Below are 19,675 nucleotides of genomic sequence, written 5' to 3'. Positions count from 1 at the left end.
CGGCCGCCGCTCAGTACAGATCCGGAACGTACATGTGCTGGGGAACGGGGTTGCGTGTGTATTCGGGATTGCGCGTGCGCTCTGGCAGCACGATGGCCGGGTGCTCTATCTCTTCATAGGGCAGCTGCGTCAGCAGGTGGGAGATGCAGTTGAGCCGGGCCTTCTTCTTGTCCACGGCCTGCACCAGCCACCAGGGCGCCTCGGCGATGTGGGTGCGTTCCAGCATGGCTTCCTTGGCCTTGGTGTAGTCCTCCCAGCGGCGGCGGCTCTCGAAGTCCATGGGGCTGAGCTTCCACTGCTTGAGCGGGTCGTGCACGCGGCCCAGAAAGCGCAGGTGCTGCTCGTCGTCGGTGATGGAGAACCAGTACTTCACCAGCGTGATGCCCGAGCGCACCAGCATCTTCTCGAACTCGGGCACGGAGCGGAAGAACTCCTCGTACTCCTCGTCGGAGCAAAAGCCCATCACGCGCTCCACGCCCGCGCGGTTGTACCAGCTGCGGTCGAAGAGAACGATCTCGCCACCCGCAGGCAGGTGGGAGACATAGCGCTGGAAGTACCACTGCGTGCGCTCGCGGTCATTGGGAGCGGGCAGGGCGGCCACGCGGCACACGCGCGGGTTCAGGCGCTGGGTGATGCGCTTGATCACGCCGCCCTTGCCGGCCGCATCGCGGCCCTCGAAGAGGATGACCACCTTTTTCCTGTGGTGCTGCACCCAGTCCTGCAGCTTGACCAGCTCGCCCTGCAGGCGCAGCAGTTCGCGAAAGTAGGTCTGGCGGCTCACGGAGTCGGCACCGTCCAGATCGTCGCCACCGCTGCCCAGGCGGGCGTCGTCTATCTCCATCTCCAGTTCTTCGTCGTAGCTGTCGAGCAGGTCGCGTTCGATGCGCTGCATCAGCGAATCATGGTGGTCGGGCAGAAGTTCGTCGTACATGGTGGGGAATCCGGGCGTGCAGGAGTTGGCGCCTGGGATGGTGGCGTGGATGTGTGACGCGGCTGTGACGGTGCGGCTGGGTGAATACCCTGGCACCGCTCGCCTTCCCGCCGCCTACAGCCACCCCGCCTTGCGGAACTTGTAGTAGAGCAGGCCGCAAACGCCCAGCACGAACAGCAGTGCGGCCGGATAGCCGTATTGCCACTTCAGTTCGGGCATGTTCTCGAAGTTCATTCCCCAGACGCCGAAGAAGGCCGTGCAGATGGCGAAGATACTGGCCCAGGCCGCCAGCCGCTTGGTGACTTCGTTTTCCTCGATGGACACCATGGACAGGTTCACCTGGATGGCCGTGCCCACGGTGTCGCGCATGGTGTCGATCTGGGCGTTGATGCGGCCCAGGTGATCCATCACATCGCGGAAGTAGTCCCTGGAGCCCACGCAGATCTGGGGGACGCGCCCGCCGTTGAGCTTGCCCACGGCTTCCAGCAGGGGGGCCACGGCGTGCTTGAGGTCCATGGCGCGGCCCTTGAGTTCATACAGCTGCTTGATGTTGTCGCGCGCCGCGCCCTTGGTGAAGATCTGCTGCTCGATCTGCTCCAGCTCCACCTCCAGCGCGTCGATGATGGGAAAGTAGCGGTCCACCACCGCATCCATCAGCGCATACAGCACAAAGCCCGAGCCGTGGCGCAGCAGCTCGGGCTCGCTCTCGCAGCGCTCGCGCACGCCCAGGAAACCGCGCTTGCTGCGGTTGCGCACCGACAGCACGTAGTTGGAGCCCACGAAGACATCGACCTCGCCATGGTTGAAGTGGCCGGGCCGCTCGGGCTCGGGCTCGAGCAGGTGCATCACGGCAAACAGCGAGCTGCCGTACTCCTCCAGCTTGGGCCGCTGGTGGCCGTGCAGCGCATCCTCCACGGCCAGGGCGTGCAGGCCGAACTCCTGGCGCATCTCCTCCAGCTCGGCCGGCGTGGCGTCCGCCAGCGCCACCCAGACGAAGCAGCCGGGTCGCTCTATGTAGTTGCTGATGTCGGCGACGGGTATGTCCGCCAGCTTGGCCCCGTTTTCGTAGGCGACGCAGTTGATCAGCATGGGAGTTCCCTCGGTAATTCTGGTGCTGGTGATCCTGCCATAACGGGGGAGGGGGAAAAGCCGGTGGCCAAGGAGGCATCAAAACCGGCGGCAGCCCCGGTTTGCACATCTGGTAACAATACGTGTATAACCTGTCACGACACTGCTGGGCGCCGCCCGGCGCTTGCGAGCCAAGGACTCCGATGATCTTTCGCCAGTGGGGAATTGCGTTGGGTGCGTTGGGCCTGTCGGCCTTGAGCGGTGTATCTGCAGCCGGTGTGCTGGACAAGATCCAGGCCGGTGGCGCGCTGGTGATTGCGCACCGGGAATCGTCGGTTCCCTTCTCCTACATCGACACGCGCAGCGGCAAGCCCGTCGGCTACGCGCTGGATCTGTGCCTTCGCCTGGCCGAGGCGGTGCGCAAGCAGACAGGCAGGAAGGACATGAAGGTGGAGTTCCTGATGGTCACGCCCGCCAATCGCATGGGCGTGATCGAGCAGGGCAAGGCCGACATGGAGTGCGGCTCGACCACGAACAACGCGCAGCGGCGCCAGACCGTGGCGTTCACGGTTCCCCATTTCATCACCGGCGCCCGGATGCTCGTGAAGGCCGAAAGCACCGTCAACGCGATGGAAGATCTCAAGGGGAAAAAGCTGGTTTCCACCAAGGGCACCAGCCCGATGGCCGTGGCCACGCAGGCCAACAGGCAGCGCCTCCTGGGCATCACCATCCTGGAGGCGCCAGATCACGCGAAGGCGCTGGAGATGGTGGAGAAGGGCGAAGCCGACGCGTTCGTGATGGATGACGTGCTTCTCAACGGGCTGGCCGCTGCACGGCCCGATCCACGCGCCCTGAAGGTGGTGGGCAAGTTCCTGACCACCGAACCCCTGGCCATCATGCTGCCGAAGGCCGATGCCGCGTTCAAGAAACTGGTCGATGAAGAGATGAAGCGGCTCATCATCAGCCGCGAAATCCATCCCATCTACGAGAAGTGGTTCCTGCAGCCGATTCCACCCAGCTCCACGAATCTGAACCTGCCGATCAGCTACCTGTTGCGCGACTTCTGGAAGTACCCCACGGCGGACATTCTGCTGTAGACCTGTCTGTGCAGCCGCAGCGTCGCATCGGTCAAGCCGCCAGCGCTTGCTCCCTTGGGCGGGCGGCTGGGGCACCAACCGCTCCCGTCCCCGCCAGCTCCCCCAGCCCGAAATGCCCGCGCAGCGTGCGGCTTTCGTATTCCTCGCGGAACAGGCCGCGCTTGCGCAGCAGCGGCACGACTTCGCTGGTGAACAGCTCGAGCTGCTGGTTGAGTATGGGCGGCATGACGTTGAAGCCGTCGGCTGCGCCGTGCCTGAACCAGTCTTCGATGATGTCGGCCACCTGTTCGGGCGTGCCGGCCACGGCCAGGTGGCCGCGGGCGCCGGCCAGGCGCTTGAGCAGGCCGCGCAGGGTGAGGCCGTCGCGCAGGCTGGTTTCCACGTAGCCCACGGCGCGGCTGCGCGAGGCTTCGACCTTGTCGGGATCGGGGAAGTCGTCGCGCGTGAGCCGGCGGTCCAGCGGCACGGCCGAGAAGTCGTGGCCGCCAAAGCGTGCGGACAGGCGGGCCAGGCCGACCTCGCTGCTGGTCAGGCTGTCGAGCTCTTCCCAGACCTGGCGCGCCTCGTATTCGGTAGAGCCGATGGCGGCGCTGATGCCGGGCAGGATCACGATGTCCTGCGGGCGGCGGCCAAGCTGCTGCGCCTGTCCCTTGATGTCGGCATAGAAGGCCTGGGCCGATTCCCGCGAGCCGTGGGCCGTGAAGATGGCCTCGGCCCATTGCGCGGCAAAGGCGCGGCCGGACTCGGACTGGCCGGCCTGCACGAAGACGGGCCGGCCCTGCGGGCTGCCGGGCACGTTGAGCGGGCCGCGCGTGCGGATGTATTTGCCCTCGAAGTGGACGGGCTGGATCTGCGATGCGTCGAGGAACTGGCCCGCCGTCGTGTCGTCCAGCAGGGCGCTGGCCGGAAAGCTGCGCCACAGCGCATCGACGGCGGACACGAATTCCTCGGCGATGCGGTAGCGGTCGCCGTGGTCCACGTTGTCGGTCAGGCCGAAGTTCAGGCCCGCGTTGGGCGCCCAGGAAGTGACGATGTTCCAGCCCGCCCGTCCCTTGGACAGATGGTCCAGGGAGGCGAACTGGCGCGCCAGCGTATAGGCATGGCTGTAGGTGGTGGAGGCGGTGCCGATCAGGCCGATGCGCTCGGTGCGCAGCGCCAGCGCCGTCAGCAGCACCAGCGGGTCCAGCAGGCCCGAGGTGATCTGCTGGCCGTTCTCGGGCCCGACCAGGCTGTCGGCCAGGAAGACGGCGTCGAATTTGGCGGCCTCGGCGATGCGTGCGGCATCGACGTACAGCTCCAGGTCGGTGAGCGCCTTGCGGTTGGCGCCGGGATGGCGCCAGGCGCCTTCATGGTGGCCGCGCGTCATGAGGAACAGGTTCAGGTGCAGTTGCCGAGGCATGGGAGCAGTCCTTTGTTGTGTGGGTTGTTTCGCGGGCGGGGCCGGCGTCAGGCGATCTCTGTCTCGACGCCCAGGCTGCGCAGCAAGGTGGCGCGCAGCTGCATGAAGGCAGGATGGTCGGGGCGGCGGGGATGGGGCAGGTCCACGGCGTGGTCCTCGGCGATGCGGCCGTCCCTGAGCACCAGGATGCGGTCGGCCAGCAGCAGGGATTCGTCCACGTCGTGCGTGACGAGGATGACCGTGGGCCGTATGCGCTCGACCAGGCGCAGCAGCAGGCCGTGCATGCGCATGCGCGTGAGCGCGTCCAGCGCGCCGAAGGGCTCGTCGGCCAGCAGCACGTGCGGGTCGCGCAGCAGGCTGCGGGCCAGCGATGCACGCTGCTTCTGGCCGCCCGACAGCGTGGCGGGCCAGGCGCCAGCCTTGTCCTGCAGGCCCACGTCGGCCAGGATCTGTTCGGCTGCAGGCCGCACGGCGCGGGCGTCCAGCCCCAGCGTGAGGTTGTCCAGCACCGACAGCCAGGGCAGCAGGCGCGCGTCCTGGAACAGCACGGACACATTGCCCAGCGCACTGGCCGCGCCGCTGGACTGCGCATGGCCGTCCAGCCCGGCGAGCGCGCGCAGCAAGGTGGTCTTGCCCGAGCCGGACTCGCCCAGCAGGGCCACGAACTGGCCCGGGGCAATGTCCAGGTCGATGGCGTCCAGCACGTTCTTGCCGCCAAAGCTGCGCGTGAAGCGCTGCAGCCGCACGGCGCCCGGGGTGGGGTGATGGTTCATGATCCCAGCGACCTCCGGTAGGACAGCACATGCGCCTCGATGCGGCGCACCACGGCGTCGGACAGCAGGCCCAGCAGGGCGTAGATGAGGATGCCTACCACGATCACATCGGTCTGCCCCCAGTCGCGGGCGCGGTTCATGAGGTAGCCGATGCCGGTCTGGGTGTTGATCAGCTCCAGCACCACCAGCGCCGTCCAGCACAGCGACACGGCAATGCGCAGGCCCACGAAGAAGCCCGGCAGCGCGCCCGGCAGCGCCACCTTGCGGATGAATTCGGCGCGCGACAGGCCCAGGGTCTGGGCCAGCTCCACATGGCCGATATCGATGCCGCGCAGGGCCGCGTGGGTGTTGATGTAGACGGGCACCAGCACGGCCGTGAAGATCAGGAAGATCTTCATGGACTCGCCAATGCCCAGCCAGATGATGGCCAGGGGAATCAGCGCCAGCGTGGGCACGGCGCGCTTGATCTGCACCAGGCCGTCGAGCAGGGCCTCGCCCGTGCGCGTCAGGCCCGAGGCCAGGGCCAGCAGCACGCCGGCCACTACGCCCAGCAGCAACCCGCTGTAGGCACGGCCTGCCGATGCCAGCAGGTGGGGCAGCAGGCTGCCGTCGGCCACCATGCCGTAGCCGGCGACCAGGGCTTGCGAGGGCGCGGTCAGCGTCTCGGGTGAGAGCCAGCCCAGGCGCGAGGCCGCCTCCCACAGCACCAGCAGCAGGCCGGGGCCCACCAGCAGCGCGCCCTGCGACAGGCGCGCGGGCACCAGTTGCACGGCGGCCCGGGTGGCGGGCGCGGATTGAGCAGTGGCTGCGGTGGCCGGTGCCAGACCGGCCGCGTTGATGTCCAGTTGCGCTTGCGTCATCGTGTGTCTTCTGGCCGGTTCATCGGTTGGCCACGATCACGCGGTCGTAGGTGGACACGAAGGAGCCGGCCGCATCCAGCCGCTGCGGCAGGCTGCCCGCGGCGTGCAGGATGTCGATCAGCTTCTGGTGGTGGGGCTGCGCCTCGGCGGCCGTCTGGAACAGCAGGTCGGACTGCGATGCCAGGATGGCCGCTGTGCTCTCCGCATCGATGCGCTGGAACTGCGTGTAGTAGTGGCGGCCCCATTCCTGCTCGTGGCCATTGCTCCACTTGCCCGCGCGCACGAAGGCGCCCAGGAAATCGACGATGGCCTGGGACTTGGCCGGATCGGCCAGCACATCGGGCCGGGCATAGAGGTACGAGGTGGCGGGCAGCAGCGCGCGCTCCTGCGGATCGGGCACGGGCCGCGCGCCGATCTGCTTGCCCAGGCGCGTGACATGGGGCTCCATGAGCACGGCCACGTCCACGGCCTTGGCGCGCAGCGCGTCGTTGAGTTCGGCCACGCGCAGGTTGACCAGCTTCACGTCGGCCAGCGTCAGGCCCGCGCGTGTCAATGCCTCGATCAGGAAGACCTGGCGGCCCGAACCTTCCACATAGCTCAGGCGCTTGCCGCGCAGGTCGGCCAGGCGCTCTATGCCTGCATCGGCACGCTGCACCAGGCGGTACTGGGCGCGCTCGCGCGTGAAGGTGGCGATGATGGGCAGCTGCACACCGGCGGCGCGCGCCTGGATGGGCGGCGTGTCGCCCACATAGGCAATGTCCAGCGCGCCTGCGCGCATGGCCTCGAAGATGGCCGGGCCGCCCGCGAAGTTGGGCAGCTCCAGCTGGAAGCCCAGGCGCTTGCGCTCACCGCTGGCATCCAGCAGGTGGCGCAGCAGCTCGCTCTGGTCGGCGACGACCAATCGGGTCCGGGGATCCGCCGCAGCCCGCGCGGCGTGGGTGGAAGCCAGGGCGGCAGCGGCCAGCACAGAAGGGCCGGCCAGCAGGAAACGACGCTTGTTCACGCGCTCCATCCTCAAAAGATTGCAATGGGATGGATGCTAGTTAGCGTGCTTCAGTTGTGAAAATACCGATTCCGTATTTGCAAACGCATGCATGCGCACATGCCGCGCACATGCCGCGCACATGCCGCGCACATGCCGCGCAAATTCCGCGTACATGCCGCACACATGGGCGCGGCATGCAAGAGGCTCAGCCGAAGACCGGGCGCATGAAGCTGCGCTCGTAGCTGAGGATGCAGCGCGTGTCCTCCGCGTAGCGGAAGGCGGCCTGGCATTCGGGGTCCTGCATGGACTTGATGCGGTACTCCTCGTACAGCGCCATGCTGGGGAAGCTGAACATGGCCAGCGCCACATTGTTGGCACCTTCGGACGGCAGGAAGTAGCCGTGGTGCTTGCCGCCGAATCTCTCGACCAGCGGAATCCAGGTCTTGCCGTAGTGCTCGAATTCCTTGGCCTTGAACGGGTCGATGATGTAGCGCAGGTAGCAGGTGATCATGTCTGAAAAGAAGGGAAGCGAAGCCTAGAGTTTGAACGATGCCGTCAGGCGCGAGAGCTTCTCGGACTCGGCCTGCAGCACTTGTGTCGCGGCCGAGGACTGCTCCACCAGCGCGGCGTTCTGCTGGGTCACGCGGTCCATGTCGGTCACGGCATGGCCCACCTGCTCGATGCCGCTGCTTTGCTCGCGGCTGGCCGAGGCGATCTCGGTCACGATGCCTGTGATGTTGCGCACCGTGGTGACCACTTCGCGCATGGTCTGCCCGGCCTGGTCCACCAGGGTGGCGCCGGCATCCACACGCTCCACCGAGGCCTGGATCAGCGTCTTGATCTCGCGCGCGGCCGAGGCGCTGCGCTGCGCCAGGGTGCGCACCTCGCCCGCCACGACCGCGAAGCCGCGCCCCTGGTCGCCAGCGCGCGCAGCCTCCACGGCCGCGTTGAGCGCGAGGATGTTGGTCTGGAAGGCGATGCCGTCGATCACGCCGATGATGTCCACCACGCGGCGCGACGAGGTATTGATCTCGCCCATCGTGCTCACCACCTGGTCCACCACGGCGCCGCCGCGCTCGGCCACCGAGCAGGCGCCCGAGGCGATCTGGCTTGCCTGCTGCGCGTTTTCCGCGTTCTGGTGCACGGTGGCGGTCAACTGCTCCATGGACGCCGCCGTTTCCTCCAGCGAACTGGCCTGCTGCTCCGTGCGCTGCGACAGGTCCAGGCTGCCCGTGGCGATCTCTCCGGCCGAGCGGTGGATGATGCCCGCCGTGTCATGGATGCGCGTCACCAGTTGGCGCAGCTGCTCGCTCATGCGCTGCACCGCCGCGATCACGCTGCCTTCCGGTGCGTGCGATGCCCCCTCCAGCCCGGTTTGCGACAGATCCCCGGCGGCGATGCGGTTGGCGATCTCCGCCGCCACGGCCGGCTCTCCGCCGATGGCATGGAGCACGCTGCGCGTGGCCATCCAGGCAATCAACGACAGCAGTGCGCCCAGCACCGCCAGCGCCGCCACCGACTTGATGATGGTGGCGATGAAGGCCTGCTGGATGTCGTCCACATAGTCGCCCGCGATCAGGTCCCAGTTCCAGGAGGTGGATCGCTTGGCATAGGCCAGCTTCTCGCTGGGCTCCTTCGCGCCGGGACGGGGCCACCAGTAGGTGAGGTAGCCGTTGCCCTGGGCCGAAGCGCCCACCGCGGCAATGCTGCGGTAGAGGTAGCTGCCCTTGGCATCCTGGAAGCCGGCCATGTTCTTGCCGTTGATGCCCGGGCTGGCCGGGTTGTTCAGCACCACGGAATCCGTCGTGATGCTGGTGATGTAGCCCGCACCACCGGCATAGCGCAGCTGGCCCACGCGGGCAATGGCCGTGGCCTTGGCGTCTTCTTCAGGCAGCTTGCCGGCCTTGGCCTCTGCCGCAATGGCGGCAATCAGGCTGTCTGCCGAATCGACAAAGTCCCGCAGCGCCTGCTGCCGGGCCTCATAGGCCTTGCTGCGTGCCTGGTAGGCGTTGAACAGGGTCAGCGCAAGCAGCGCCAGCAGGCAGAAAACCAGCGGAGCCAGCAGTTTCTGGCGAAGGGACAGGGCAGGCATGGAAGCGGGTTCGAAGAAGAGGCAGGGACGCCGTGAATGCTACAGAAACTTCTTCTTTGGTTTCATGTGTGTACAAATTTTTCCGCGCTCGCACAGTGCCGGCGCGGCCCCGTTTCTGCGGAACCTGTCCTGCCGCTGCCAACCACGGCACCAGCGCGTGCACCGCACTGCCAGGCTTGCGGTCCATCACAAGGGAGAATCACCCCATGCAAGAAACTCCGCCCCCCGCCGCCCAGCCCCGCAATCCGCTGCACGGCGTCACGCTCGAAGCCATCGTCCGTGCCCTGGAGGCCCGCTATGGCTGGCCCGCCCTGGCACGGCAGGTCCCGGTGCGCTGCTTCACGCTGGACCCCAGCGTCAGCTCCAGCCTCAAATTCCTGCGCAAGACGCCCTGGGCGCGCGAGAAGGTGGAAGCGCTCTATCTGGACATGCTGCGCAAGGACAGGCGCAGGCCCGGGCCAGCGGACTGAGCTTCGCCGGCCGACACCTGGCCGACAACCGGCCCGCAACCGGCTCACATCACGCGCACGCCCAGCCCGCCCACCAGCTCGGCAGCCTGCTCATGCGAGATCAGGCTGCCCTTGAAATGCTGGCTGAGCGAGGCAATCGTCAAGCCGCGCAAGTCCGCCGAGCGCAGGTCCGCGCCATCGAACCGGGCATTCTTGAGATGGGCATCGCGCAGGCTTGCCTTGTGGAAAACGGCATCGCGGAAGTCGCAGCCGGCCAGATCGGCATCGCTGAAGTTCAGGCCCTCCAGCGTTTTCTTGCGGAAGGACATGCCGCGCAGATCGGCACCAATCAGCAGGGACTCATGAAAATCAATGCCCAGGGTTTGCGCACCGCCAAACCTGGCGCCGGTCAGCTTGACTTCAAGAAAGCGCGCTGAGGCCAGCTTGGCCAATTCCCAGTTGGTGTTGTTCAGGTCGCTCTGGCAAAACAGGGCGTCCGTCAGGTTTGCCAGCCGAAAATCGGCGCGGCCCGCCTTGCAATGCAGCCAGCGGGTGCCGGCCAGTTGGCAGCTTTCAAAGCAGGTGTCGGCAAAACTGCACTCCACAAATTGCGCGCCCTGCAAATCGAGTTGATAGAGATTCAATCCATCGAATTCGCATTGCTCGAAAAACAGGCCATGAGAGGCTTCTTGTTTCAATAGCTCCGATAGACTGTCCTGATCAAAAATCTGATTGACGATGGTTTTTGTGGAAGGCGTTGTTTGCATGGTCAAGATCAGGCATGGCGTATTTCAGAAAGGCTGGGCAGTGTATGGTCTTGCCGCGCCCAGGTGTGAAATGCCCTTGGGATTTTCCAAGGGCATGTATTGCGCAGTTTGACGGATGAAAAAACCTGTGAGCACACGGGTTGCAGGCTGCTTCCGGCGCCGGTCCCGCCCTCCAGGAAGGGGCGGAACCGGCGTGCCCACGTTCCCCATGGCTGCGTACCGGGAGCTTGCTGACCGGGGGGGCTTGCTGACCAGGTGGCGGCTTGGCGGACATGCATCTGTCGAAAAACCCTTACAGGAAGATGCCATTTGATATTACAAAATGTGTCTCTCGTGGCGAGGGCATCAGTGAATAATCTGCAAAAAAACATGGTTGGCACGCCAGCTGTATTTTCACGAATGCATTTCTCTGGCAGCCTCGACGAATAATTTGTTTGAAATCCAGCAAATATCTATGACCGGAATTATCCAGCAAACACTCCAAAATGATATTGATGGCTTGGTCCAGGATTGGATGGCCCAAGCCAGCGTGGGAGACTCCACGCTTGGGAAGAATGCTGAAAAAGAAGCGCGCGGGATTATCAACGCCATTGTGGGCGGCTTCGCTTCCGGCGCCGATCCGCAAAGGTTTTCGGACGAAGGCTGGAATCCCGCGCGGCGCCTGCTGGCCGAGCTGTCCCGCACCCGCGCCGCCCAGGGCCAGCGTGCCGGTGAGACCAGCCAGTTCATCCTGTCGCTGAAAAAGCCGCTGTTCGCGCACATCCAGCGCGGGCTGTCGGGCGATCCTGCCGCAGCCATCCAGGAAATCTGGCGGGCCACCTTGCTGGTGGACAACATGGCCCAGCACACGGTCAGCAGCTTCCAGCAGGCACGCGAGGAGATCATCATCCGCCAGCAGGAAGAATTGCTGGAGCTGTCCACCCCCGTCGTCAAGCTGTGGGAGGGGGTGCTGGCCATTCCGCTGATCGGCACGCTGGACAGCAACCGCACCCAGGTGGTGATGGAGTCCCTGCTGCAAAGCCTGGTGTCGACCGAGTCGGAGCTGGCCATCATCGACATCACCGGCGTGCCCACGGTGGACACGCTGGTGGCCCAGCACCTGCTGCGCACCGTGACGGCCATTCGCCTGATGGGCGCGGACTGCATCATCAGCGGCATCCGGCCCCAGATTGCCCAGACCATCGTGCACCTGGGCATCGACATGCGCGACATCACCACCAAGGCCACGCTGGCCGAGGCGCTCAAGCTGGCCATGGGCAAGACCGGCTGGCGCATCACCCGCCAGGCACAGGAGTGAGCCATCCATGGACCGCATTCCAATCCTGCGCATGGGCGATGTGCTGCTGGTTTCCATCCAGATCGACATGCAGGACCAGACGGCGCTGGCGCTCCAGGACGACCTGGCCGAGCGCATCGCCAGCACGGGCGCCAGCGGCGTCATGATCGATATCTCGGCGCTGGAGGTGGTGGACTCCTTCGTCGGGCGCATGCTGGTGACCATCTCGGGCATTGCCCGCATCCTGTCTGCCGCCACCGTCGTGGTGGGCATGCAGCCTGCCGTTGCAATCACCCTGGTGGAGTTGGGCCTGTCCCTTGGCGGGGTCAGGACCGCGATGACCGTCGAGAGGGGAATGGCCCTTTTGCGGGCCCAGCAGTCGGGAGCCACCCTTGGAACATGATCGCAGTGGCCAAATGCCGTTACACAACGAGCAGCAGATTGTTGCCACGCGCCAAACGGTGCGCTCGCTTTGCCAGATGCTGAAGTTCTCGCTGGTCGATCAGACAAAGATGATTACCGCTGCAAGCGAGCTGTCCCGCAATACGCTGATTCATGGAAAAGGTGGCCACATGAACTGGGCCATCATCGAAGTCAACGGCAAACAGGCCTTGCAATTGGTCTTTGAAGACACCGGGCCCGGAATCAAGGATCTGAAAATGGCCATGACCGATGGTTTCACCACCGGCATGGGAATGGGCCTGGGCCTGCCGGGAAGCAAGCGGCTGGTGAATGATTTCAAGATAGAAACCGAGCTGGGCCAGGGCACACGAGTGAGTATCACCAAGTGGAAGTAATCCGGGGCTGGACCCATCGTTCATTTCCAATAGGCGATGCGAGCCGTGTGGGTGAGGTCAGGCGCCATGTGGTTGCACTGGCCTCAGACATGGGTTGGGGTGAGGAGGACATGGGCCGCTCGGGGCTGGTGGCGACCGAGTTGGCCACCAACCTGGTGCGGCATGCCCGGGACGCTGAGATCTGGATAGCCGCGCGGCCGCCCCTGCATGACATTGAGATCATCTGCGTCGATCGCGGCCCGGGCATCGAGGACATCGCCACTGCCATGCAGGACGGGGTGAGCACCGGCTCGGGCTCGCCGGGCACGGGCCTGGGTGCCATCTCCAGGCTGGCCGACGATTTCTTTGTCGTCTCCGCAGCCACCGGCACGGTGAGCCTGGCGCGGCTGCGCCAAGGCCGCAGGGCGCCGTCGGCGCTGTCGCTGCGCATGGGCGCCGTTTGCCTGGCCGTTGCGCCCGAGACCATCAGCGGCGACGCCTGGGCGCTCAGGTCGGGCGCGGGACTGGCCGAGGTGCTGGTGGTCGATGGCCTGGGCCATGGACCGCTGGCGGGCGAGGCGGCCCGGGCGGCGGTCGATGTCTTCGCGTCGCAGAACGCGAACGGGAGCGGGAGCGGGAACGAGAGCGGCGCTGCCGATGCCGCCATGCCGCTGGGGGAGTTCGTGGCCCAGGCCCATGCAGCGCTGCGCGGCACGCGCGGGGCGGCCCTGTTGGCGGTGCGCTTCGGTGCACAGGCCGTGCACAGCTGCGGTGCGGGAAACATCAGTGGCAGGCTTTTCAATGGCGTGGCCAGCCTTTCCCTGAGCAGCCAGCACGGCACGGCAGGTGTACAGATCTCGCGGCCCAGGGTGGCCGACTGCTCCAGCCTTGACCATGGCGTTCTGGTGCTGCACTCCGACGGCGTGTCTGCCCGCTGGAAGCATGAGGACTATGCGGGCCTGCTGGGCAGGGACGCCGGCCTGCTGGCCGCCTGCCTTCTCTGGCACAACACCCGCAGCAGGGATGACGCCACCGTGGTCGTCCTCAAGGCCGAGGAAGAGCAATGAACGAAGACGATCTCAAAGCTGAACTGGAACTGTGCCGCGCCGAGGTCAGGTCCTTGCGCGAGGAGCTGGACGAGACCAATCGCGGCGTGGTCGCGCTCTACGGCGAGCTGGATGCGCAGGCCGAGAAGCTGCGCAAGGCCACCGAGCTCAAGAGCCATTTCCTTTCCTACATGAGCCATGAGTTCCGCACGCCCATAGGCGCCATCCGCAGCAACGCGCGCCTGCTGCTGGACCATGTGGATGGACCGCTCACCACCGAGCAGACCCGGCAGGTCGGCTTCATCCAGGAAACCGCCGCCGAGTTTTCCGAGATGGTCAACGACCTGCTCGACCTGGCCAAGATCGAGGCGGGCCGCCTGGAAATCTCGCCGGGCTGGTTCGAGATGATGGATTTGTTTGCCGCCTTGCGCGGCATGTTCAAGGCCATGGCGGACAACGTGGAGTTGAGCCTGGTGTTCGAAGAGCCCGGCGATCTGCCGCGCTTCTACACCGACAACCGCAAGCTCTCGCAGATCCTCAGAAACTTCATCTCCAACGCGCTGAAATTCACCCCGCAGGGTGAGATCAAGGTATCGGCAGAACTGGTGGGAGACATGCTGGTGAAATTCTCGGTGGCGGATACCGGCATAGGAATCGCCTCGGAATTCCACGACGCGATTTTCAATGACTTCACCCAGGTCGATTCACCCATCCAGAAGCGCCTGCGGGGCACGGGCCTGGGCCTGGCCCTGTCCAAGCAGCTGGCACAGCTTCTGGGAGGCTGGGTGGAAGTGCAAAGCGCCCTGGGCGAAGGGTCCACTTTTTCCGTGATCGTTCCCGCGCATCTTCCGGTCGATACCAAGGATCTCAAGGCCTGATACGGGCAAGCCGGTCTTCATGCCATCAAAAACAACAGGAACATCATGCCCAAGAACACGACTGGAATGATTCTTCCCTCATTCGACCGAAGCCTGCACACGATTCTTGTCGTTGACGACAATCCTGCCACGCGCTATTCCACGGCACGGGTCATCAGGGCGGCAGGATTCCAGACGGTCGAGGCGGAAACCGGGGAAAAGGCGATTGCCCTGTCGGAGACCGGCGTGGCAGCCGTGGTGCTGGATGTGCACTTGCCCGATATCTCGGGCTTTGACGTATGCCGCACCATCCGCGGTGCGCGGCATACCAGCCTGATTCCCGTGGTGCACCTGTCGGCCGAGTATGTGAAAAGCAACCACCAGGTGGCGGGCCTCAACGCCGGGGCCGACGCCTACATGGTGCACCCCGTGGAGCCGCAGCTGCTGATTGCCACGCTGCATGCCCTGATCCGCGCACGCCTGGCCGAAGACGGGCTGCGCCGCAGCGAGTCACGCTTTCGCGCCATCTATGACCAGGCGCCGGCGGCCATGATGCTGGTCAGCGCCGGCGGCCTGATCAGCGATGCCAACTCCCAGGCGCAGGCACTGCTGCAGCGCGGCATTGACGACCTGGCGGGCAAGCCGCTGGCCGGCTTTGTTCCGCAGGCCGTTCGGGAAAAAGCTGCGCAGCAATTGGCCGAAGACCCCGAAAAGTCCTGGCGCGGCGAGTTCCCCATCCTCCCGGCAGACGGGCAGGAGCGCCTGATCTCCTGGAAGTTCTCCGATCCCATCGAGCCCGGCATCCGCCTGGCCGTGGCCCAGGACCTGACGGAGTCCCTGGAGTTCGAGAGGCAGCGCCAGCAGATGCTGGAGCAGGAGCAGGCGGCGCGCGTGGCCGCAGAGCGCATCAGCCGCACCAAGGATGATTTTGTCGCCGTGCTCTCGCATGAGCTGCGCACGCCGCTGTCCCTGCTCAACGGGGGCACGCATTTGCTCAAGCGCGCCAACCTCAGCGAGGCCATGCTCAAGAAGGGCATAGATGCCATCGAGAAAGGCGTGAAGGCACAAAGCCGCATCATTGCGGACATTCTGGATATCTCGCGCCTGACGACGGGAAAACTCAATCTGCACCGCGAGGAGGTCAATGTCTGCTCATTGGCCGTGCAAAGCCTGGAGCCCTTGCGCGACAGCGCAGCAGACAAGAACATCACCCTGCAGTTCGAGGCGCCGTCCGATGAAATCATGGCGTGGATCGATGTCACGCGATTCCAGCAAATCCTGTGGAACCTGGTCTCCAACGCCATCAAGTTCTCCAATGCGCGCAGCGTGGTGAAGGTGGGCCTTGAAATCAGTGACGAAAGCCTGGTGATGAGCGTGGCGGACGAGGGCGTGGGCATCGCGCCTGAGTTTCTTCCCCATGTCTTCGAGCGCTTCTCGCAGGCCTCCGCCCCCGCCACCCGTGGGCATTCCGGCCTGGGATTGGGGCTGTCCATCGTCAAGCACCTGGTGGAGCTGCATGGGGGCACCGTGCGAGCCCACAGCGAAGGCGTGGGTCGCGGAGTCACCATGCTGGTGGAGATTCCGTTGCATGACGGCAGCTCTTTGCAGGCCGACCCCCTGAGCGCTCATCTTGAAAATGGCGAGACCCTGAAGGGCAGGGACATCGTCATCGTTGAAGACAATGCGGACACCAGCGAAATGCTGAGGGTGGTCCTGACCGACCAGGGCGCCATCGTCAGGAGTGCCGAGAACTTTGACGAGGCCATGGCCCTGGTGCATGCGCAGTGGCCCAGCCTCATCGTCAGCGACATAGGGCTGCCGGGCAAGGACGGCTTCCAGCTGGTCAAGGCCCTGCGCGAAGCGGAGGCCGCGCACTTTGGCGGCTCCCGACAGGTGAAGATCGTCGCGCTCAGCGCCTTTGCCCGGGAGCAGGACCGCGCCCAGGCGCTGCAGGCAGGCTTTGACCACTATCTGGAAAAGCCGCTGCAGCCGCACCTCCTCATCCGGGTGCTGCTGGAGCAGGGCTGATGGTCTGGCCCAGCGCCTGGGCCAGGAACTCGGCCGTGACGCGCACCCGGGCCGTGCGCTGCAGATCGGGGTGCATGACCTGCCAGACCTCGTAGTCGTCCGAGCGCTGGCGCTGGGGCCAGATGCGCAGCAGGCCTTCGCGCTCGCCCATGCTCACGGGCATTTCGCCCAGGCCGATGCCGGCCGCCACGGCCTTGCGCACCAGCAGGCTGGAGTTGGCGGCCATGGCGATCCGGGCCTGGCGCGCGGGCACATCGACCATGGTGGGAACGGGCCGCTGTTCCAGGAAGGGGCCATAGACCACGAGGTGGTGGCCGCGCAACTCGTCCTCTGCCGACGGCTGGCCAAAGCGCGCCACATAGGCTGCGCTCGCAAACAGTCCCACGGGCCAGGCGACCACGCGGCGCACCACCAGCTCGGGTGCCTCGGGGCGAACGTTGCGAAACGCGATATCGGCCTGGCGGCGGCCCAGGTTCAGCATGTGCGTGGATACCTCCAGATCCACGCGGATGCCGGGCCAGCGCTGCTGCAGGCGCTCGATGGCGGGCAGCAGGAATTCGGTGGCGATCGAATCGGTGCTGGTCACGCGCACCAGGCCGGCCGGGCTGTCGTCCAACCCCTCGATGCGCGTGCGCAGGTCCAGCGCCGCGCCTTCCATGCGCCGCGCGGCGCCCAGCGCCGCCTCGCCGGCGGCGGTGAGCAGGTAGCCATCCCTGGCGCGCAAAAACAGCTTGCTGCCCAGCTCGGCCTCCAGCGCGTTCAGGCGCCGGCCCACGGTGGCCTGGTCCACGCCCAGGCTGCGCGCGGCGGCGCGCAGGGAGGGCGTGCGCGTCAGCGCGAGGAAGATGCGGGTGTCATCCCAGTTCATGGCGGTTTTGGTGATGCAGATTTGCAGCACTGTAGAGCGAAATCGCTGCGTTTGAGCGGCTTGGAGCAGTCGTAAGCTTTGGGTATCGGACCTTCAACCCTTTTTTTGAACACCCATTGCGCAATGAAAGACAGCACAAGCATGCAAGCCATTGTTTTCGACGACTTCGGCGGCCCCGAAGTGCTCGTGGCCCGCGACGTGGCCCGGCCCCAAGTCCGGCCCCATGACCTTCTGGTGCGCAACGCCGCGATTGGCGTGAACCGTGCCGATGTATCCCACCGCAAGGGCGCCTATGGCCGCGCCCACTTTGGCGAATCCGACCTCATGGGCCTGGAGATCGCCGGCACCGTGGTGGAGGTGGGCGCGCAGGTGCAGGGCTTTGCCGTGGGCGACCGCGTCATGGGCATCGTGGGCGGCGGCGCCTATGCCGAGCTGTCGCGCATCGACCACCGCATGGCCATGCATGTGCCCGAGGGCCTGTCGCTGACCGACGCCGGCGCGGTGGCCGAAGTCTTCGTCACCGCGCATGAGGCGCTGTTCCACCTGGCCAGCCTGCAGCCCGGCGAATCGGTGCTGATCCACGCGGCGGGCAGCGGCGTGGGCTCGGCAGCCGTGCAACTGGCGCATGCGGCCGGCGCGCGCGTGTTTGCCACGGCCAGCGGCGACAAGCGGGACGCCGTCACGGGCCTTGGCGCCGACGTGTTCATCGACTACCGCAGCGAAGACTTCCAGGCCGTGGTGGCCGACAGGACGGGCGGCAAGGGCGTGGACGTGGTGGTCGATTTCATTGGCGCCCCCTACCTGGAGCGCAATATGCGCTCGCTGGGCATGGGCGGGCGCATGGTCTGCGTGGGCCTGCTGGGCGGCGCGCTGGCGGCGGCCGTGCCCATGGATGTGCTGCTGTACAAGCACCTGCGGATCTTCGGGACGGTGATGAAGTCGCGCCCGCCCGAAGTCAAGCAGGCCATGGTCCAGCGCTTCGCCCAGCGCTGGCTGCCCGCGCTGGCGGCCGGCACCATCCGTCCGGTGATCGACAGCACCTACCCGCTGGCCGAGGCCGCGCAGGCACACCGGCGCATGGAATCGGGCCAGAGCGTGGGCAAGCTGCTGCTGATCCCTGGGCAGCCCGGGCAGTAAGGCGCCTGCCAGGGCGCGCATCCCCCGGGCAGGAATCCTCAAGTTCTGCAATATTCCAAGTCTCCGGATGCGCGCAGCCCTGCGCGCATCCAGTCTCTCAACCAGGAGCGATGACCCCGGCTGCCTCGCGCGCCGACATCGAGCCGCCTCTCCAGGAGATATCCATGATTGTTGAAATTGCCGAACTGAGGGTCGATCCCGCCAGGCACGAGGAATTCGGTCAGGCCCTGACCCAGGCCGTGGCCGACGTGCTGTCCAAGGCCGGTGGATACCGTGGGCACAGCATTCTTGCCTGCATGGAAACGCCCGGCCGCTACGTGCTGCAGGTGAACTGGGAGACCCTGGAAGACCACACCGTGGGCTTTCGCGAGTCACCCGCCTTCGCGCAGTGGCGCGCCATCATCGGCCCGTACTTCGCGCAGGCACCGCATGTGGAGCATTTCGTGGTGAGGGATGCGCGGGCGAACTGAGCCTGGCATCTGCGGCCGCGCCGCCCGCCCTTCGTGGGCGTGGCGGGCGTGGCCGGCGCTGGGGACGGGCTTGCATTCGCCTCATCCTCTTGCATACGCAGCGTTTCAGGGCTGGTATGGCACATCGGCAGCAATGTATTGATTTGATAACTGTTGATAAATGCGCTAGGCTTTGTTGCAGTTTCCAACCCCACGAGGAGGGCGCAGCATGATTTCTGCAGATTTGGGCAAGCAACTCGAAGGCTATGTCCAGCAGCTTGTCGACACCGGGCGGTACGGATCCAAGAGCGAAGTATTGCGTGAGGGGGTTCGGCTGGTGCAGGACAGGGAAACCAAGCTGACTGCGCTCGACGCGTCCATCAGGCGCGGATTGGCTGATGCGGACGCGGGGCGCACAAAGCCAGCTGGCGCTGTGTTCGACAGACTGGAAGCCAAATACCGCGCAATGACCGAACGGGCCGAAAAGAACAACCAGTCCGCATGATTGTTGAATTCACGGGCAATGCGGAATGCGACCTGGAGCACATCGCTGACTACATAGCTCAGGACAATCCGCGCCGCGCACTGTCATTCGTGCAGGAGTTGCGTGACAAGTGCGAAGCCCTGGCACGCAGGCCATTCGCTTTTCCGCTGGTACCCCGGTATGAAGGCCACGGCATTCGTCGGCGCGTGCATGGCAACTATCTGATCTTCTACCGCGTGGCCGAGCAAGAAGAGCGGACCATCATTCTTCACATCCTGCACGGCGCAATGGACTACGCCGCTGTTTTGTTCGAAGAGGGTGAGTAGCAGCGGG

The 19,675-nt window shown here is 65.5% G+C and carries 22 protein-coding genes; 12 read left to right on the top strand and 10 right to left on the bottom strand.

Translation table 11 applies throughout. The features are described 5' to 3' along the window. Positions 1 to 10 precede the first annotated feature (10 nt). Positions 11 to 931, bottom strand: coding sequence for a polyphosphate kinase 2 (gene ppk2, locus A9976_RS30650; RefSeq protein ID WP_183022100.1), 921 nt, complete (start codon positions 929 to 931; stop codon positions 11 to 13). Positions 932 to 1,045: 114 nt separating this feature from the next. Then, positions 1,046 to 2,020 (bottom strand): magnesium/cobalt transporter CorA, encoded by a 975-nt coding sequence (gene corA / locus A9976_RS30645; protein WP_012206223.1) that lies wholly within the window; start codon positions 2,018 to 2,020, stop codon positions 1,046 to 1,048. A gap of 182 nt (positions 2,021 to 2,202) precedes the next feature. Here corA and A9976_RS30640 point away from each other — a divergent pair, with 182 nt between their 5' ends. Beyond that, complete coding sequence (locus A9976_RS30640) at positions 2,203 to 3,096, top strand: amino acid ABC transporter substrate-binding protein (RefSeq protein WP_183022099.1); 894 nt, start codon at positions 2,203 to 2,205, stop codon at positions 3,094 to 3,096. A gap of 31 nt (positions 3,097 to 3,127) precedes the next feature. On the opposite strand, the gene A9976_RS30635 is transcribed toward A9976_RS30640, so the two are convergent. From A9976_RS30635 to A9976_RS30610, 6 genes are all read right to left on the bottom strand, one after another. Then, positions 3,128 to 4,495: an LLM class flavin-dependent oxidoreductase gene (locus A9976_RS30635; RefSeq protein ID WP_183022098.1), complete on the bottom strand. Its 1,368-nt coding sequence runs from the start codon at positions 4,493 to 4,495 to the stop codon at positions 3,128 to 3,130. A gap of 47 nt (positions 4,496 to 4,542) precedes the next feature. Beyond that, positions 4,543 to 5,268, bottom strand: a complete 726-nt coding sequence (locus A9976_RS30630; RefSeq protein ID WP_183022097.1) for an ABC transporter ATP-binding protein — start codon at positions 5,266 to 5,268, stop codon at positions 4,543 to 4,545. Then, entirely contained in the window at positions 5,265 to 6,128 is an 864-nt protein-coding gene (locus tag A9976_RS30625) for an ABC transporter permease (protein WP_013801848.1), read from the bottom strand. The genes A9976_RS30630 and A9976_RS30625 overlap by 4 nt, the downstream gene beginning before the upstream one ends. A 19-nt stretch (positions 6,129 to 6,147) precedes the next feature. Then, positions 6,148 to 7,140 carry an ABC transporter substrate-binding protein gene (locus A9976_RS30620; protein ID WP_183022096.1) on the bottom strand — a complete coding sequence of 331 codons (993 nt, stop codon included), beginning with the start codon at positions 7,138 to 7,140 and terminating at the stop codon, positions 6,148 to 6,150. 178 nt (positions 7,141 to 7,318) lie between these two features. Further along, positions 7,319 to 7,624: an NIPSNAP family protein gene (locus tag A9976_RS30615; RefSeq protein WP_183022095.1), complete on the bottom strand. Its 306-nt coding sequence runs from the start codon at positions 7,622 to 7,624 to the stop codon at positions 7,319 to 7,321. 24 nt (positions 7,625 to 7,648) lie between these two features. Further along, positions 7,649 to 9,205 (bottom strand): methyl-accepting chemotaxis protein, encoded by a 1,557-nt coding sequence (locus A9976_RS30610; RefSeq protein ID WP_183022094.1) that lies wholly within the window; start codon positions 9,203 to 9,205, stop codon positions 7,649 to 7,651. A gap of 206 nt (positions 9,206 to 9,411) precedes the next feature. Here A9976_RS30610 and A9976_RS30605 point away from each other — a divergent pair, with 206 nt between their 5' ends. Then, entirely contained in the window at positions 9,412 to 9,675 is a 264-nt protein-coding gene (locus tag A9976_RS30605) for a VF530 family DNA-binding protein (RefSeq protein ID WP_183022093.1), read from the top strand. Between the two features lie 44 nt (positions 9,676 to 9,719). On the opposite strand, the gene A9976_RS30600 is transcribed toward A9976_RS30605, so the two are convergent. After that, positions 9,720 to 10,421 (bottom strand): pentapeptide repeat-containing protein, encoded by a 702-nt coding sequence (locus tag A9976_RS30600; protein ID WP_183022092.1) that lies wholly within the window; start codon positions 10,419 to 10,421, stop codon positions 9,720 to 9,722. Positions 10,422 to 10,875: 454 nt separating this feature from the next. On the opposite strand from A9976_RS30600, the gene A9976_RS30595 reads away from it, so the two are divergent. From A9976_RS30595 to A9976_RS30570, 6 genes are read left to right on the top strand one after another with little or no spacing between them, the layout of a single operon-like run. After that, the gene (locus tag A9976_RS30595) at positions 10,876 to 11,718 is read left to right on the top strand and encodes an STAS domain-containing protein (RefSeq protein ID WP_183022091.1); all 843 of its coding nucleotides are present in this window, start codon (positions 10,876 to 10,878) and stop codon (positions 11,716 to 11,718) included. A 7-nt stretch (positions 11,719 to 11,725) separates the two neighbouring features. Continuing rightward, on the top strand, positions 11,726 to 12,100 hold the full coding sequence (locus A9976_RS30590) for an STAS domain-containing protein (RefSeq protein ID WP_012206213.1): 375 nt from the start codon (positions 11,726 to 11,728) through the stop codon (positions 12,098 to 12,100). Then, the gene (locus A9976_RS30585) at positions 12,090 to 12,494 is read left to right on the top strand and encodes an anti-sigma regulatory factor (protein WP_197955953.1); all 405 of its coding nucleotides are present in this window, start codon (positions 12,090 to 12,092) and stop codon (positions 12,492 to 12,494) included. Before A9976_RS30590 ends, A9976_RS30585 begins: the two co-directional genes overlap by 11 nt. Beyond that, positions 12,485 to 13,540, top strand: coding sequence for an ATP-binding protein (locus A9976_RS30580; RefSeq protein WP_183022090.1), 1,056 nt, complete (start codon positions 12,485 to 12,487; stop codon positions 13,538 to 13,540). Before A9976_RS30585 ends, A9976_RS30580 begins: the two co-directional genes overlap by 10 nt. Further along, positions 13,537 to 14,397 (top strand): sensor histidine kinase KdpD, encoded by an 861-nt coding sequence (locus A9976_RS30575; protein ID WP_183022089.1) that lies wholly within the window; start codon positions 13,537 to 13,539, stop codon positions 14,395 to 14,397. Before A9976_RS30580 ends, A9976_RS30575 begins: the two co-directional genes overlap by 4 nt. Positions 14,398 to 14,442: 45 nt before the next feature. Continuing rightward, complete coding sequence (locus tag A9976_RS30570) at positions 14,443 to 16,404, top strand: response regulator (RefSeq protein WP_183022088.1); 1,962 nt, start codon at positions 14,443 to 14,445, stop codon at positions 16,402 to 16,404. Here the strand turns inward: A9976_RS30570 and A9976_RS30565 are convergent. Beyond that, positions 16,376 to 17,272: a LysR family transcriptional regulator gene (locus A9976_RS30565; protein ID WP_034398816.1), complete on the bottom strand. Its 897-nt coding sequence runs from the start codon at positions 17,270 to 17,272 to the stop codon at positions 16,376 to 16,378. The two genes, A9976_RS30570 and A9976_RS30565, sit on opposite strands and share 29 nt — an antisense overlap. Positions 17,273 to 17,413: 141 nt before the next feature. On the opposite strand from A9976_RS30565, the gene A9976_RS30560 reads away from it, so the two are divergent. The 4 genes from A9976_RS30560 (at position 17,414) to A9976_RS30545 (ending at position 19,668) form a co-directional block, all read left to right on the top strand. Beyond that, positions 17,414 to 18,409, top strand: a complete 996-nt coding sequence (locus tag A9976_RS30560; protein ID WP_183022087.1) for an NAD(P)H-quinone oxidoreductase — start codon at positions 17,414 to 17,416, stop codon at positions 18,407 to 18,409. A gap of 164 nt (positions 18,410 to 18,573) precedes the next feature. Further along, positions 18,574 to 18,879 carry an antibiotic biosynthesis monooxygenase gene (locus A9976_RS30555; protein ID WP_043821188.1) on the top strand — a complete coding sequence of 102 codons (306 nt, stop codon included), beginning with the start codon at positions 18,574 to 18,576 and terminating at the stop codon, positions 18,877 to 18,879. 208 nt (positions 18,880 to 19,087) lie between these two features. After that, entirely contained in the window at positions 19,088 to 19,363 is a 276-nt protein-coding gene (locus A9976_RS30550) for a type II toxin-antitoxin system ParD family antitoxin (RefSeq protein WP_183022086.1), read from the top strand. Beyond that, positions 19,360 to 19,668: a type II toxin-antitoxin system RelE/ParE family toxin gene (locus A9976_RS30545; RefSeq protein WP_013801863.1), complete on the top strand. Its 309-nt coding sequence runs from the start codon at positions 19,360 to 19,362 to the stop codon at positions 19,666 to 19,668. The genes A9976_RS30550 and A9976_RS30545 overlap by 4 nt, the downstream gene beginning before the upstream one ends. Positions 19,669 to 19,675 lie beyond the last annotated feature (7 nt).

It is taken from the genome of Delftia sp. UME58, from assembly GCF_014170385.1.
Taxonomy (GTDB): domain Bacteria; phylum Pseudomonadota; class Gammaproteobacteria; order Burkholderiales; family Burkholderiaceae_C; genus Comamonas; species Comamonas acidovorans.
Note: the sequence above shows the minus strand (reverse complement) of the source record. Positions and strands in the feature narration are given on the sequence as shown.

Excerpts from the sequence above, each read along its gene's own strand:
- A9976_RS30625 (WP_013801848.1), bottom strand. The coding sequence starts at position 6,128 with ATGACGCAAGCGCAACTGGACATCAACGCGGCCGGTCTGGCACCGGCC.
- A9976_RS30565 (WP_034398816.1), bottom strand. The coding sequence starts at position 17,272 with ATGAACTGGGATGACACCCGCATCTTCCTCGCGCTGACGCGCACGCCC.
- A9976_RS30575 (WP_183022089.1), top strand. The coding sequence starts at position 13,537 with ATGAACGAAGACGATCTCAAAGCTGAACTGGAACTGTGCCGCGCCGAG.
- A9976_RS30615 (WP_183022095.1), bottom strand. The coding sequence starts at position 7,624 with ATGATCACCTGCTACCTGCGCTACATCATCGACCCGTTCAAGGCCAAG.
- A9976_RS30560 (WP_183022087.1), top strand. The coding sequence starts at position 17,414 with ATGCAAGCCATTGTTTTCGACGACTTCGGCGGCCCCGAAGTGCTCGTG.
- A9976_RS30630 (WP_183022097.1), bottom strand. The coding sequence starts at position 5,268 with ATGAACCATCACCCCACCCCGGGCGCCGTGCGGCTGCAGCGCTTCACG.
- A9976_RS30640 (WP_183022099.1), top strand. The coding sequence starts at position 2,203 with ATGATCTTTCGCCAGTGGGGAATTGCGTTGGGTGCGTTGGGCCTGTCG.
- A9976_RS30545 (WP_013801863.1), top strand. The coding sequence starts at position 19,360 with ATGATTGTTGAATTCACGGGCAATGCGGAATGCGACCTGGAGCACATC.
- A9976_RS30570 (WP_183022088.1), top strand. The coding sequence starts at position 14,443 with ATGCCCAAGAACACGACTGGAATGATTCTTCCCTCATTCGACCGAAGC.
- A9976_RS30620 (WP_183022096.1), bottom strand. The coding sequence starts at position 7,140 with ATGGAGCGCGTGAACAAGCGTCGTTTCCTGCTGGCCGGCCCTTCTGTG.
- A9976_RS30550 (WP_183022086.1), top strand. The coding sequence starts at position 19,088 with ATGATTTCTGCAGATTTGGGCAAGCAACTCGAAGGCTATGTCCAGCAG.
- A9976_RS30610 (WP_183022094.1), bottom strand. The coding sequence starts at position 9,205 with ATGCCTGCCCTGTCCCTTCGCCAGAAACTGCTGGCTCCGCTGGTTTTC.
- A9976_RS30605 (WP_183022093.1), top strand. The coding sequence starts at position 9,412 with ATGCAAGAAACTCCGCCCCCCGCCGCCCAGCCCCGCAATCCGCTGCAC.
- A9976_RS30555 (WP_043821188.1), top strand. The coding sequence starts at position 18,574 with ATGATTGTTGAAATTGCCGAACTGAGGGTCGATCCCGCCAGGCACGAG.
- corA (WP_012206223.1), bottom strand. The coding sequence starts at position 2,020 with ATGCTGATCAACTGCGTCGCCTACGAAAACGGGGCCAAGCTGGCGGAC.
- A9976_RS30595 (WP_183022091.1), top strand. The coding sequence starts at position 10,876 with ATGACCGGAATTATCCAGCAAACACTCCAAAATGATATTGATGGCTTG.
- A9976_RS30590 (WP_012206213.1), top strand. The coding sequence starts at position 11,726 with ATGGACCGCATTCCAATCCTGCGCATGGGCGATGTGCTGCTGGTTTCC.
- A9976_RS30635 (WP_183022098.1), bottom strand. The coding sequence starts at position 4,495 with ATGCCTCGGCAACTGCACCTGAACCTGTTCCTCATGACGCGCGGCCAC.
- A9976_RS30600 (WP_183022092.1), bottom strand. The coding sequence starts at position 10,421 with ATGCAAACAACGCCTTCCACAAAAACCATCGTCAATCAGATTTTTGAT.
- ppk2 (WP_183022100.1), bottom strand. The coding sequence starts at position 931 with ATGTACGACGAACTTCTGCCCGACCACCATGATTCGCTGATGCAGCGC.